The sequence below is a fragment of the Microbacterium azadirachtae genome (assembly GCF_000956505.1).
Classification (GTDB): Bacteria; Actinomycetota; Actinomycetes; order Actinomycetales; family Microbacteriaceae; genus Microbacterium; species Microbacterium azadirachtae_A.
The window spans coordinates 120,392-133,480 of record NZ_JYIX01000035.1; the positions used below are offsets into that span (position 1 = coordinate 120,392).

The window sequence follows — 13,089 nt, forward strand, 5'->3', positions numbered from 1 at the left end:
GCCCAGCGGGCGATGCTCGACGCGATCGGCATCGCGTACGGCGCCGACGAGCGTCCCGTCGACGCCCTCATGCGCGAGGCCGTCCCCGCCTCGATCCGCTCGGCCGCCGACCGTGTCAGCGTGCTGCCGGCCGCGGCGAGCGAGGCAGAGGCCCTCGCCGAGCTGCGCGTGCTCGCGAACCGCAACACGGTGAACCGCCCCATGATCGGCCTGGGCTACTACGGCACGCTCACGCCGAGCGTGATCCAGCGCAACGTCCTGGAGAACCCGTCCTGGTACACGGCGTACACGCCGTACCAGCCGGAGATCTCGCAGGGCCGCCTGGAGGCGCTGATCAACTTCCAGACCATGGTGTCCGACCTCACGGGCCTCGACACGGCGAACGCGTCCATGCTCGACGAGTCCTCCGCCGTCGCGGAGGGAATGCTGCTCGCGCGGCGCGGATCCAAGGCCGCGTCCCACACGTTCGTGGTCGACGCCGACGCGCTGCCGCAGACCAAGGCGCTCCTCGCCACTCGCGCGTCGGCGCTCGGGATCGAGCTCGTCGAGCGCGATCTCGCCGGCGGCGAGACGCTGCCCGAGGACCTGTTCGGCGTGTTCGTGCAGTACCCGGGCGCCTCGGGACGGATCTGGGATCCCTCCGCGGTCATCGACGCGGCGCACCTCGCCGGCGGCCTCGCGGTCGTCGCGGCCGACCTGCTCGCGCTCACCCTGATCGCCTCGCCGGGTTCGCTCGGTGCGGACGTCGCCGTGGGCACCACGCAGCGCTTCGGCGTGCCGATGGGCTTCGGCGGCCCGCATGCCGGCTACATGGCCGTGCGCTCGGGGCTGGAGCGTCAGCTGCCTGGTCGCCTCGTCGGCGTCTCGCAGGACGCGGACGGCCACCCGGCCTACCGCCTCGCGCTGCAGACCCGCGAACAGCACATCCGGCGCGAGAAGGCGACGTCGAACATCTGCACCGCGCAGGTGCTGCTGGCCGTCATGGCGTCGATGTACGCGGTGTACCACGGCCCGGAGGGGCTGAAGGAGATCGCGTCCGGCGTCGCATCGAAGGCGCGCTTCCTCGCCACGCAGCTGGAGAAGGCCGGCGCCGAGATCGTGCACGCGGACTACTTCGACACGATCACGGTGCGCATCCCCGGCCGGGCCGACGCGGTCGTCGCGGACGCCCACGCGGCGGGGATCCTGCTGAACCCGGTGGACGCGGACACGGTGAGCATCGCCGCCGACGAGACCACGACCTACGAGGACATCCTCGCCGTGGCCACGGTGTTCGGCGCGGGGGAGGGCTCGTTCGCCTACATCCCTGTCACGAGCGTGCCCGCGGCCCTTGCGCGCCAGGACGAGTACCTCACGCACCCCGTGTTCCACGCGCACCGCTCGGAGACCGCCATGATGCGGTACATGAAGAGCCTCGCCGACCGCGACTACGCGCTCGACCGCGGCATGATCCCGCTCGGATCCTGCACGATGAAGCTCAACGCCGCGACCGAGATGGCCGCGATCACCTGGCCCGAGTTCGCGCAGCTGCACCCGTTCGCCCCCGAGGCCGACGTCCAGGGCTCGCTCGAGCTCATCGACCAGCTCGAGGCCTGGCTCGCCGACGTCACCGGCTACGACGCGGTCTCCCTGCAGCCGAACGCCGGATCGCAGGGTGAGCTCGCCGGCCTGCTCGCGATCCGCGGCTACCACCTCGCGAACGGCGACGATCACCGCACCGTGTGCCTGATCCCGTCCTCCGCGCACGGCACCAACGCGGCCTCCGCGGTGCTCGCCGGCATGAAGGTGGTCGTCGTCGCGACCGATGAGCTGGGCAACGTCGACCTCGACGACCTGCGCGCCAAGATCGCGCAGCACGCCGACGAGATCGCCGCGCTCATGATCACCTACCCGTCCACGCACGGCGTGTACGAGCACGACGTGCTCGACATCACGGCGGCGGTGCACGCGGCCGGCGGCCAGGTCTACATCGACGGCGCGAACCTGAACGCGCTGCTCGGCTACTCCCGGTTCGGCGACCTGGGCGGCGACGTCTCGCACCTCAACCTGCACAAGACCTTCGCGATCCCGCACGGCGGCGGCGGCCCCGGTGTCGGGCCCGTGGGGGCCAAGGCGCACCTCGCGCCGTACCTTCCGGGACACCCGCAGGCGCAGCGCACCGCGCACGCGGGCGGCCACGTCTTCGAGGGAGGACCGGTCTCCGCGGCGCCGTACGGATCCGCCGGCGTGCTGCCGATCTCGTGGGCGTACGTGCGGATGATGGGCGCCGACGGCCTGCGCGACGCGACGGCGGCCGCGGTGCTCGCGGCGAATTACGTCGCCGCGCGCCTCGGCGACCACTACCCCGTGCTGTACTCGGGGGAGCAGGGCCGGGTGGCGCACGAGTGCATCCTCGACCTGCGTCCGCTCAAGGAGGCGACCGGGATCACGGTCGACGACGTGGCAAAGCGACTCATCGACTACGGCTTCCACGCGCCGACCATGTCGTTCCCGGTGGCGGGCACGCTCATGGTGGAGCCCACGGAGTCGGAGGATCTCGGAGAGCTCGAGCGCTTCGTGGAGGCCATGATCCAGATCAGGGCGGAGGCCGACGAGGTCGCCGCGGGCGTCTGGCCGGCCGACGACAACCCGCTCGTGCACGCACCGCACACCGCGGCATCGCTGCTGATGGGCGAGTGGAACCACGCCTACACCCGCGAGAAGGCCGCGTACCCCACGCACGCGCTCATCGCGGGCAAGTACTGGCCGCCCGTGCGCCGCATCGACAACGCATACGGAGACCGCAACCTGGTCTGCGCGTGCCCGCCGGTGGAGGCGTTCGCGCTGTAGGAACCGCGCGAGCCGGAAGTACGACGAGGCGCCCTGGGAACGGTCCCAGGGCGCCTCGTCGTGTCAGGTCACCAGTAAGTAACGGTTAACGGTACGCATTCGTGCGATCGGCGGATCGGCGGTTAGGCTCAGTTATCCCTGAGCACTCGACGACGAGTGCGCAGTTTGCTGTCAACTGTCCACAGGAGGACACAACGTGAAGCGCAACAAGATCGCCCTCGCGGGCATCGGGCTGCTTGCGGTGGGCGCACTCGCCCTCGCCGGCTGCTCCAGCAAGTCGGGTGGCGGAGACGCCACCGCGTCGGCCGGCGGCAACTCGACCGCCGTCATCAAGGTCAGCGGAAGCGAACCCGAGAACCCGCTGATCCCGACCAACACGAATGAGGTCGGCGGCGGAAAGATCCTCGACTCCCTCTTCGCGGGACTCGCCTACTACGACGCCAAGGGCAAGCTCGTCAACGACATGGCCGACTCGATCAAGGTCGACGACGCCAACAACCTGACGGTCAAGGTGAAGCAGGGCAACACGTTCTCCAACGGCGAGAAGGTCACGGCCGACAGCTTCATCAACGCCTGGCAGTACGGCGCCAAGTTCTCCAACAAGCAGCTCAACCAGTCCTGGTTCAGCGACATCGAGGGCTTCAGCGACTCCGCCGACTCCGAGCTGACCGGCCTGAAGAAGGTGGACGACTACACGTTCACGATCAAGCTGGCCAACCCCGTCGCCGCGGACTTCTCGCAGCGTCTCGGCTACTCGGCCTACTACCCGCTGCCCGAGGCGTCCCTCAAGGACATGGCGACGGCCGGCGAGAACCCGATCGGCAACGGACCCTACAAGTTCGCCAAGGCGGGCGCGTGGCAGCACAAGGTCGAGCTCGACCTCGTGAAGAGCGACTCCTACAAGGGTGGACGTCAGGCCAAGAACGGCGGCGTGAACTTCATCTTCTACGCGACGGCCGACGCGGCGTACGCCGACCTGCAGAGCGACAAGGTCGACGTGATCGACCTGATCCCGGCGTCCGCGCAGCAGACGTTCGAGTCCGACCTGGGCGACCGTGCCGTCAACCAGCCGGCCGCGATCTTCCAGTCGTTCTCGATCCCGGGCAACGCCGCGCACTTCACCGGTGACGAGGGCAAGCTGCGTCGCGAGGCCATCTCCATGGCCATCGACCGCGCCGCGATCACGAAGACGATCTTCAACAACACCCGCACCCCAGCCAGCGACTTCACCTCGCCGGTCATCGCGGGCTGGTCCGACTCCCTCCAGGGCGCCGACGTGCTGAAGTTCGACGCGAAGAAGGCGAAGGACCTGTGGGCTCAGGCCGACAAGATCTCGCCGTGGGAGGGCAAGTTCCAGATCGCCTACAACTCCGACTCCTCGCACCAGGCCTGGGTCGACGCGGTCTCCAACCAGCTGAAGAACAACCTCGGCATCGACGCATCGGGCAACCCCTACGTCGACTTCGCTGCTCTCCGCAAGGACGTGAACGCGCGCACCATCCAGACCGCGTTCCGCACCGGCTGGCAGGCCGACTACCCGGCGCAGTACAACTTCCTGCAGCCGATCTACGGCACCAAGGCGTCGTCGAACGACACCGACTACTCGAACCCCGAGTTCGACAAGCTGGTCGCGAAGGGCGCCTCGGCGACCGACCAGTCCGAGGCCACGAAGGACTACGCCCAGGCCCAGGAGCTGCTGCTCAAGGACCTCCCGGCGATCCCGCTCTGGTACTCGAACGTGAACGGCGGCTTCGCCAAGGGCGTGAACAACGTCCAGTTCGGATGGAACTCGGTTCCGCTGTACTACGAGATCACCAAGGGCTGATCAGCCCCAGGGATCACACCCGCGAGGCGGTGACGACCACGTCACCGCCTCGCGCGCTGTCGAAAACAGTGTCGTGCACGTCGAACACGTGACACGATTCTCTCAACGAGGCGTCACGCCCGCACCGATCGTGCGGGTACCCGAGACGCCTCCTCATCTGGAGGGAGGGCGAATGTGGTCGGTTACATCCTCAAACGCCTCTTGCAGGTGATCCCCGTCTTCATCGGGGCCACCCTGCTCATCTACTTTCTGGTGTTCGCCATGCCTGGCGACCCCATCGCGGCGCTCTTCGGCGACAAGCAGCCGAGCAAGCAGCTGCATGACGCGCTCGTCGCGCAGTACCACCTCGATCAGCCGTTCATCGTGCAGTACTGGTACTACCTGACCGGGATCTTCCGCGGCGACATGGGGACCACGTTCTCCGGACGCTCCGTGAACGACGTGCTCGCGGCGACGCTGCCGGTGACGGGTCGACTCGCGGTCATGGCGATCGGGATCGAGTTCACGCTCGCGATCATCATCGGGACGTTCTCGGCGCTGCGCAAGGGCAAGATCTTCGACAACTCGATGCTGGTGCTGTCGCTGTTCTTCATCTCGCTGCCGATCTTCGTCATCGCGTTCCTGGCGCAGTACTTCCTCGCCGTCAAACTGCAGTGGTTCAGTCCCACGGTCGGCGCGACGAACGACTGGGGCGACATGTGGTTGCCCGCGATCGTGCTGGGCCTCAGCCTCTACGCGGTGAGCATGCGCCTGATGCGCGGTTCCGTCATCGACACGCTCAACCAGGACTGGGTGCGCACCGCGTACAGCAAGGGCCTGCCGCGGCGCCGGGTCATCCCGGTGCACGTGCTGCGCAACTCGCTGATCCCGGTCATCACCAACTCCGCGACCAACTTCGGCGTGCTGCTGGTGGGCGCGACCGTCACCGAGGGCATCTTCAACATCCCCGGCGTCGGCAACACTCTCTTCCAAGCCATTCGACAGCACGAGGGCTCGACGGTCGTTTCCTTCGTGACGGTGTTCGTGATCATCTACGTGCTCGTCAACCTGGTCGTCGATATGCTCTACGGCCTGCTCGACCCGAGGATCCGCTATGTCCGGTGACACCAGCGCGACGCATTACGTCGCTCCCATCCAGGACGGCACGATCGCCGTCGACGTGGTCAAGATCGCGGAGAAGCCCTCGAACCTGTGGCGCGACGCCTGGGCGGACATGCGGCGCCGGCCGATGTTCTGGGTCTCCGTGGTCATCGTGCTCATCGTGCTGCTGATGGCGGTCTGGCCGACGCTGTTCACGCAGACCCCGCCGAACAGCAACTGCCAGCTGTCCGACTCCAACGGAGGTCCGACCGCCGGGCACCCGCTCGGCTTCACGTTCCAGGGCTGCGACATCTACGCGCGGACCGTATGGGGCGCGCGGACCTCGGTCTCCGTCGGCATCATCGCGACGCTCATCGGATCGGTCATCGGCCTCATCATGGGCGCCCTGGCCGGCTTCTACGGCGGGTGGCTGGATGGTCTGCTGTCCCGCATCGGCGACATCTTCTTCTCGATCCCCTACATCCTCGCGGCCGTCGTCGTGATGAGCGTGTTCGCGCAGTTCCGCAACGTGTTCACGCTCGCGTTGGCGATCGGCGGGTTCGCCTGGGCCTCCACGGCCCGCGTGGTCCGCGCCGAAGTGCTGAGGGTGCGCCAGGCCGACTTCGTCATGGCGTCGCGTGCGCTGGGCAAGTCCCGGTTCGGCACCATGATCGGGCACGTCATCCCGAACGCGATCGCTCCGCTGCTCGTCGTCACGACGCTGAGCCTCGCGGCGGCGATCGTGGCCGAGGCGACACTGTCCTTCCTCGGGGTCGGGCTCGGCAGCGACACGATGAGCTGGGGCAACGACATCAGCCAGGCGCAGCAGTCCCTGCGCGTGGCGCCGATGGCCCTCATCTACCCGTCGATCGCGCTGACCGTCACGGTGCTCGCGTTCATCATGCTGGGCGAGCTCGTGCGAGACGCCCTCGACCCGAGAGCGAGGGCTCGTCGATGAGCGCGACCGCCGACACGCCGCTGCTGCGGATCCGTGACCTCAGGGTCGCGTTCGACACCCAGAAGGGCTCGAGAGAGGTCCTGCACGGGATCAACCTGGAGCTGTACGCGGGCGAGACGCTCGCGATCGTGGGCGAGTCCGGATCCGGCAAGTCGACGACCGCGTCCGCGATCGTCAACCTGCTGCCCGGCACCGGACACGTCACCGCGGGCAGCATCACGCTCGACGGCCAGGAGCTGACCGGGCTCAACGAGGCGCAGATGGAGAAGATCCGCGGTCGCGAGATCGGCTACGTGCCCCAGGACCCGATGTCCAACCTCAATCCGGTGTGGTCGATCGGCTTCCAGGTCAAGGAGGCGATCCGTGCGAACGGCCTCGCATCCGGGCGCAAGGAGATCGAGGCCCGTGCGATCGAGGTGCTGCAGCAGGCCGGTCTTGCCGACGCGGCCAAGCGTCTGCACCAGTACCCGCACCAGTTCTCCGGAGGCATGCGTCAGCGCGCGCTGATCGGCATCGGCCTCGCGGCCGACCCGAAGCTGCTCATCGCGGACGAGCCCACGTCGGCGCTCGACGTGACCGTGCAGCGCGTGATCCTCGATCACCTGGCGTCGCTGACGAAGGAGAAGGGCACTTCGGTCCTGCTGATCACGCACGACCTCGGCCTCGCGGCCGAGCGCGCGGAGAAGATCATCGTCATGCAGAACGGCGAGATCGTCGAGGCGGGGCCGAGCCGCGAGATCCTGGAGAACCCGCTGCACCCGTACACGAAGAAGCTGGTGGCCGCGGCCCCCAGCATCGCGTCGCAGCGCATCCAGGCGGTCGCGGAGCGCCGGGGCATCGAGACGAGCGACGACATCGCCGGCATCCCGCCGACGGTCTCCGTGCGGGACCTCACCAAGGACTACAAGATCCGTCAGGGCCAGTTCCGCAGCGTTCCGTTCCGTGCCGTCGACAACGTCTCGTTCGACATCCCGAAGGGCAAGACGCTGGCGCTCGTCGGCGAGTCCGGCTCGGGCAAGTCGACCGTGGCGAAGATGGTGCTGAAGCTCGAGGAGCAGACCTCCGGGTCCATCCACATCGACGGCTCGGACGTGTCCGGCCTGTCGGGGCGGGAGACGCTCGCGCTGCGCCGCCGCATGCAGCCCGTGTTCCAGGACCCGTACGGATCCATGGATCCGCTGCGCAACATCGGCAACACGATCTCGGAGCCGCTGGACATCCACGGCGTCGGGGACAAGGCCTCGCGGCATGCGCGTGTCCTGGAGCTGCTCGACCAGGTCTCGCTGCCGAGCGAGCTGGCCACGCGGTACCCGAACGAGCTGTCCGGCGGTCAGCGCCAGCGCGTCGCGATCGCGCGTGCTCTGGCGCTCAAGCCCGACATCGTCGTCCTCGACGAGGCGGTCTCCGCGCTCGACGTGCTGGTGCAGGATCAGATCCTGAAGCTGCTCGCCGAGCTGCAGAACGAGCTCGACCTCACCTACCTGTTCATCACGCACGACCTCGCCGTCGTGCGCGTCGCGGCCGACATGGTCTGCGTGATGGAGAAGGGCAAGCTCGTCGAGCAGGGAACGGTGGACGAGATCTTCGCCAACCCGCAGGAGGAGTACACGGAGCGTCTGCTCCAGGCCATCCCCGGCGTCTCGATCACCCTGGGTGGTCGCGGCGCGTGAGTTCGATGGATCAGATGCCCGTGGGCGCGCGGACTTACCGCGCGTCCACGGGCATCGCCGTTCTGGTGGTGTGCGCGGCTCTGGCCGTCTTCCTGCTCGGCGACGCTGTCGTGCGCGGCAGCTGGGCGCAGATGCTGCTGTACGCGCCGTGGGTGCTGCTCGTGCTGTGGCTGATCTACGCGATCAGCGTGGTCTCGAAGGTGCGCGTGGACGAGGACGGCGCGAGGGTGCAGAACTTCCTGCGCCGCACCGCATTCGGCTGGCACCGCGTGACCGAGCTCGACCTGCGCTGGCAGCTGGACTTCACCCTCGATGACGGCAAGAAGCTCGCGTGCTGGGGCGGTCCTGGCCGCATCCAGTCGCCGCGGCTCGGCAAGCGCTCCGGCGAGCTCAAAGTGCCGCCGAGCCTGCAGGCGCTCACCGAGGTGCGCACCCGCTGGGAGAACGCGGTGGAGCGGCCCGCCCGTGCCGCGGGGGAGGGCGTCGACGCCCCGATCCGCCGCAGTTGGGACTGGCCCGCGATCGGCGCCCTGGTCGCGATCCTCTCCTGGGCCGCGATCTCCGTCGCCGTCACCCGCTGACTGCCCTTTCTCTGACCGCCCTCGCTCCGACCGGGAGCGCTCTGACCGCGAGCGCTCTGACCGCGAGACTCCAACTCCGCGACGAGACTGCGCTGTTTGAGCGCAGTCTCGTCGCCCAGTTGGAGTCTCGCGGTCAACGCGGGGAGTCGCGGTCAGTGCAGGGCGTCGCGGAGTGAGGCCAGCAGGAACGGGTCGGCCGGGAGCGGGCGCGGTACGCGCGCCGTGCGGAGGATGTCGATGAGCGGATCCACCTCTCGCAACTCGGGCCAACCCCATCGGATCCGGCGCGAGGCTCGGCGCAGGAGCCTGGCTTCTCGGCGCTTCTCCTTGACGATCGCCTTCGTCGGGTCACCGAGTTCGCCGGTGTATTTGACGGTGCCGTCCGCCTCGCCGATGAGGTCGCGCGAACGCCAGAAGAAGTCGACCCTGTCTTCGGCGCCATCGATGAGGAACGTCACCTGGGTCTCCGGCAGCTCGAAGCCCGCGAACTCCATCGCCGCAAGGCTCAGCGATTCGAGCACGCTCTCGGGAACGCCGGTCGCCCGGTCGAGAGCCCATCGGGCCCTGCGCCGGTTGCGTGACGACAGGCGTGACTCGTTGATCGCGCGGAGCTGCGCGGCGCTGAGTCGGGGCGTACGGCGCATCAGCGCGTCGACGTAGGCGAGGCCGGTGCCGGGAGACGACGCGCGGGCGACATCGACGGCGGTGTCGGCAGCCGATGTCAGCCGGATCCCGTCGATCTCGTCGATCGCGCGCCGGTCGGCGGAGGTGAGAACGCGGACGACGCCCGAGACGCGGCTGGTCCGATCAGGATCCAGGATGAGAACGGGATCGTGTTGCCGCCCGAGGAACACGCCGCGGAGAGCCGCCGCGGTCGCGCCGCAGAACACGAACCCCGGGTTGGCGAGGCTCACGGCATGCACTCGGGCAAGATAGCGGTCCCAGGGCGCCATCGCTTCCCATCCTCCGGTCGGTGCGTAGACGCCCGGGACGACCCGGACGAGATCGCCCTGCCGCCAGGCCCGGTCGAGGACGGTCGTGTTCGCGGCACCGTGCGAACGCATCAGCTCGGTCGGAGAAGGTGCGAGCCCTGGCGCGAGAGTCGATTTCGGCATGCGCCGATCCTCCGCGACACGGGTGCGGCACGGTTCCCACATCGCGAGACCCGTGCAGAACCTCCCTCCCGACCCGTCTGTGCGGACCGATGCGAGCGCCAGCCGTATCTGACCGCGAGACTCCAACTCCGCGACGAGACTGCGCGTCGGCAGCGCATTCTCGTCGCCCAGTTGGAGTCTCGCGGTCAAGAGAGCCCGGGACGGGGGCGGGCGCACGTCAGTGCGCGGGCAGGCCGAACAGGGCCGGCCAGGTCGAAGCGGCCCAGGGGTAGCCGACGAACACCGCCGCGTCGATGAGGAAGTGCGCGACGAGGAACGGCAAGAGTCGGCCGGTGCGCAGGAACAGGAAGCCGAACAGCAGCCCCATGCCCAGGTTCCCGATGAACGCGCCGGGGCCCTGGTACAGGTGATAACTCGCGCGCAGCACAGAGGTGGCGAGGATGATCGTCCACGGGCCCCAGCCGAGCTGGCGCAGCCGGGCGAAGAGGTATCCCAGCACCACGAACTCCTCCTGCACGGAGGCGCGTGCGGCGGACAGCAGCAGCACGGGGATCGTCCACCAGTACGCGCTCTGCGCCCCAGGATCCACCGCGACGAACAGACCCATCGCGCGTCCCGCGAGGTAGAGCGCGAGCCCGGGGATCCCGATCGCGAGCACCAGCAGGAGACCTCCGCCCGTGTCGCGGCCGATGCGCGCGCCGTCGAGGCCCAGCGCGCCGAGGTGCGGGCGTGCCGGTCGCCAGAGCAGGAAGCACACCAGCAGAACCGGGACGACGGAGAACCCGATCCCGAGCACCTGATAGAGGAAGTCGAACAGCTCGCGGCTGGACTGCGACGGATTCAGCGTCGCCGTCTGGTCCGCGAGAGGCGTCGAGAGGGACAGACGGTCCAGGAGCTGGACGATCGCGTACACGGCGGATTGCCCGAGCCCGAGGCCGAGCACGATCGCGATCTCCCATCCGAGGCGCTTCCTGGACGGGGAGTCCGGCGGGTCGAGCGGCAGGGCGATCCTCATGCGATGAGCGTACGCGTCACCGCGCAGAGGACGTCCAGGAGCGGTGATGTATCTTGAAGAGTCCGGAATCCCGGGCGAAACCCCAGCTGCATTGGATTCCTTCATGGCGCACGCCCTCCGTTCCGATCTCCGCAACGTCGCCATCGTCGCGCACGTCGACCACGGCAAGACCACGCTCGTGGACGCCATGCTCCGCCAGACCGGTTCCTTCGGGGAGCACGCGCACGTCGAAGAGCGCGCGATGGACTCCAACGACCTGGAGCGTGAGAAGGGCATCACGATCCTCGCCAAGAACACGGCGATCACCTACAACGGCATCCACGCCGAGAGCCCGATCACGATCAACGTGATCGACACCCCGGGCCACGCCGACTTCGGCGGCGAGGTCGAGCGCGGTCTGTCGATGGTCGACGGCGTGGTGCTGCTCGTTGACGCGAGCGAGGGCCCGCTTCCGCAGACCCGCTTCGTGCTGCGCAAGGCGCTCGAGGCGAAGCTCCCGGTGATCCTGCTGGTGAACAAGACCGACCGTCCCGACGCGCGCATCGCCGAGGTCGAGGAGGAGGCGCACGACCTGCTGCTGGGCCTCGCGTCCGACCTCGTCGACGACGTCCCCGACCTCGACGTCGACGCGCTGCTCGACGTGCCCGTGGTGTACGCCTCCGGCCGCGCCGGCGCTGCGTCGCACAACCGCCCGGAGAACGGCGCGCTGCCGGACAACGAGGACCTCGAGCCGCTGTTCGAGGCGATCCTCGAGCACGTGCCGGCCCCGGCCTACGACGACGAGGCGCCGCTGCAGGCGTGGGTCACGAACCTCGACTCCTCGCCGTTCCTCGGCCGCCTCGCGCTGCTGCGCGTCTTCAACGGCACCCTCAAGAAGGGTCAGACCGTCGCCTGGGTGCGCGCAGACGGCTCCACCAGCAACGCCCGCGTCACGGAGCTGCTGAAGACCCGCGCGCTCGAGCGCTACCCCGCGGAAGAGGCCGGCCCCGGCGACATCGTCGCGATCGCCGGTTTCGAGGACATCACGATCGGCGAGACCATCGCCGACCCGGAGGATGTCCGTCCGCTGCCGCAGATCCACGTCGACGACCCCGCCATCTCGATGACGATCGGCACCAACACCTCGCCGCTCATGGGCAAGGTCAAGGGGCACAAGCTCACCGCGCGCATGGTGAAGGATCGCCTCGACCGCGAGCTGATCGGAAACGTCTCGCTCAAGGTCGTCGACATCGGACGTCCGGACGCCTGGGAGGTGCAGGGCCGCGGTGAGCTGGCGCTGGCCATCCTCGTCGAGAACATGCGCCGTGAGGGCTTCGAGCTCACCGTCGGCAAGCCCCAGGTGGTCACGAAGCAGGTGAACGGCAAGACCCACGAGCCGTTCGAGCACCTCACGATCGACGCGCCCGAGGAGTACCTCGGCGCGATCACCCAGCTGCTCGCGGCCCGGAAGGGCCGCATGGAGGGCATGTCGAACCACGGCACCGGATGGGTGCGCATGGAGTTCGTCGTCCCGTCGCGCGGCCTGATCGGCTTCCGCACCGAGTTCCTCACCACGACCCGCGGCACGGGTATCGCCAACGCGATCTCGCACGGCTACGAGCCGTGGGCCGGCCAGATCACGACCCGTCAGAACGGCTCGATCGTCGCCGACCGCATGGGCGTCGTCACGCCGTTCGCGATGATCGCCCTGCAGGAGCGGATGTCGTTCTTCGTCCAGCCGACCCAGGAGGTCTACGAGGGCATGGTGATCGGCGAGAACTCGCGCGCCGACGACATGGACGTGAACATCACCAAGGAGAAGAAGCTCACGAACATGCGTGCCGCGAGCTCCGACACCTTCGAGTCGATGACGCCCCCGCGCCTGCTGACGCTCGAGGAGAGCCTCGAGTTCGCCCGTGACGACGAGTGCGTGGAAGTCACCCCCGAGGTGGTGCGCATTCGCAAGGTGGCGCTGGATCAGACCACCCGTGCCCGTGAGACCGCGCGCCTGAAGCGCCAGGACGCCAACGCCTGAGT

Annotated in this window: 9 protein-coding genes; 7 read left to right on the forward strand and 2 right to left on the reverse strand. The window is 68.5% G+C overall.

The window, feature by feature from the left end; translation table 11 throughout:
* The first annotated feature begins 12 nt into the window (after positions 1 to 12).
* The 6 genes from gcvP (at position 13) to RS86_RS10705 (ending at position 8,943) form a co-directional block, all read left to right on the forward strand.
* A complete protein-coding gene (gene gcvP, locus RS86_RS10680) occupies positions 13 to 2,829 on the forward strand; it encodes an aminomethyl-transferring glycine dehydrogenase (protein ID WP_045272353.1) in 2,817 nt (938 codons plus the stop codon).
* A gap of 196 nt (positions 2,830 to 3,025) precedes the next feature.
* On the forward strand, positions 3,026 to 4,654 hold the full coding sequence (locus tag RS86_RS10685; RefSeq protein ID WP_045272222.1) for a peptide ABC transporter substrate-binding protein: 1,629 nt from the start codon (positions 3,026 to 3,028) through the stop codon (positions 4,652 to 4,654).
* 174 nt (positions 4,655 to 4,828) lie between these two features.
* Positions 4,829 to 5,758 carry an ABC transporter permease gene (locus tag RS86_RS10690; RefSeq protein WP_045272223.1) on the forward strand — a complete coding sequence of 310 codons (930 nt, stop codon included), beginning with the start codon at positions 4,829 to 4,831 and terminating at the stop codon, positions 5,756 to 5,758.
* Positions 5,748 to 6,692, forward strand: a complete 945-nt coding sequence (locus tag RS86_RS10695; RefSeq protein WP_045272224.1) for an ABC transporter permease — start codon at positions 5,748 to 5,750, stop codon at positions 6,690 to 6,692. The genes RS86_RS10690 and RS86_RS10695 overlap by 11 nt, the downstream gene beginning before the upstream one ends.
* Positions 6,689 to 8,362 (forward strand): dipeptide ABC transporter ATP-binding protein, encoded by a 1,674-nt coding sequence (locus RS86_RS10700; protein ID WP_045272225.1) that lies wholly within the window; start codon positions 6,689 to 6,691, stop codon positions 8,360 to 8,362. Before RS86_RS10695 ends, RS86_RS10700 begins: the two co-directional genes overlap by 4 nt.
* Positions 8,363 to 8,376: 14 nt before the next feature.
* Positions 8,377 to 8,943 (forward strand): PH domain-containing protein, encoded by a 567-nt coding sequence (locus RS86_RS10705; protein ID WP_235281757.1) that lies wholly within the window; start codon positions 8,377 to 8,379, stop codon positions 8,941 to 8,943.
* 152 nt (positions 8,944 to 9,095) lie between these two features.
* On the opposite strand, the gene RS86_RS10710 is transcribed toward RS86_RS10705, so the two are convergent.
* Together RS86_RS10710 and RS86_RS10715 are read right to left on the reverse strand one after the other, a co-directional pair.
* Complete coding sequence (locus tag RS86_RS10710; protein WP_052680205.1) at positions 9,096 to 10,058, reverse strand: hypothetical protein; 963 nt, start codon at positions 10,056 to 10,058, stop codon at positions 9,096 to 9,098.
* A gap of 217 nt (positions 10,059 to 10,275) precedes the next feature.
* Complete coding sequence (locus RS86_RS10715; RefSeq protein ID WP_045272227.1) at positions 10,276 to 11,073, reverse strand: CPBP family intramembrane glutamic endopeptidase; 798 nt, start codon at positions 11,071 to 11,073, stop codon at positions 10,276 to 10,278.
* 103 nt (positions 11,074 to 11,176) lie between these two features.
* Here RS86_RS10715 and typA point away from each other — a divergent pair, with 103 nt between their 5' ends.
* The gene (gene typA, locus RS86_RS10720; protein WP_045272228.1) at positions 11,177 to 13,087 is read left to right on the forward strand and encodes a translational GTPase TypA; all 1,911 of its coding nucleotides are present in this window, start codon (positions 11,177 to 11,179) and stop codon (positions 13,085 to 13,087) included.
* Positions 13,088 to 13,089 lie beyond the last annotated feature (2 nt).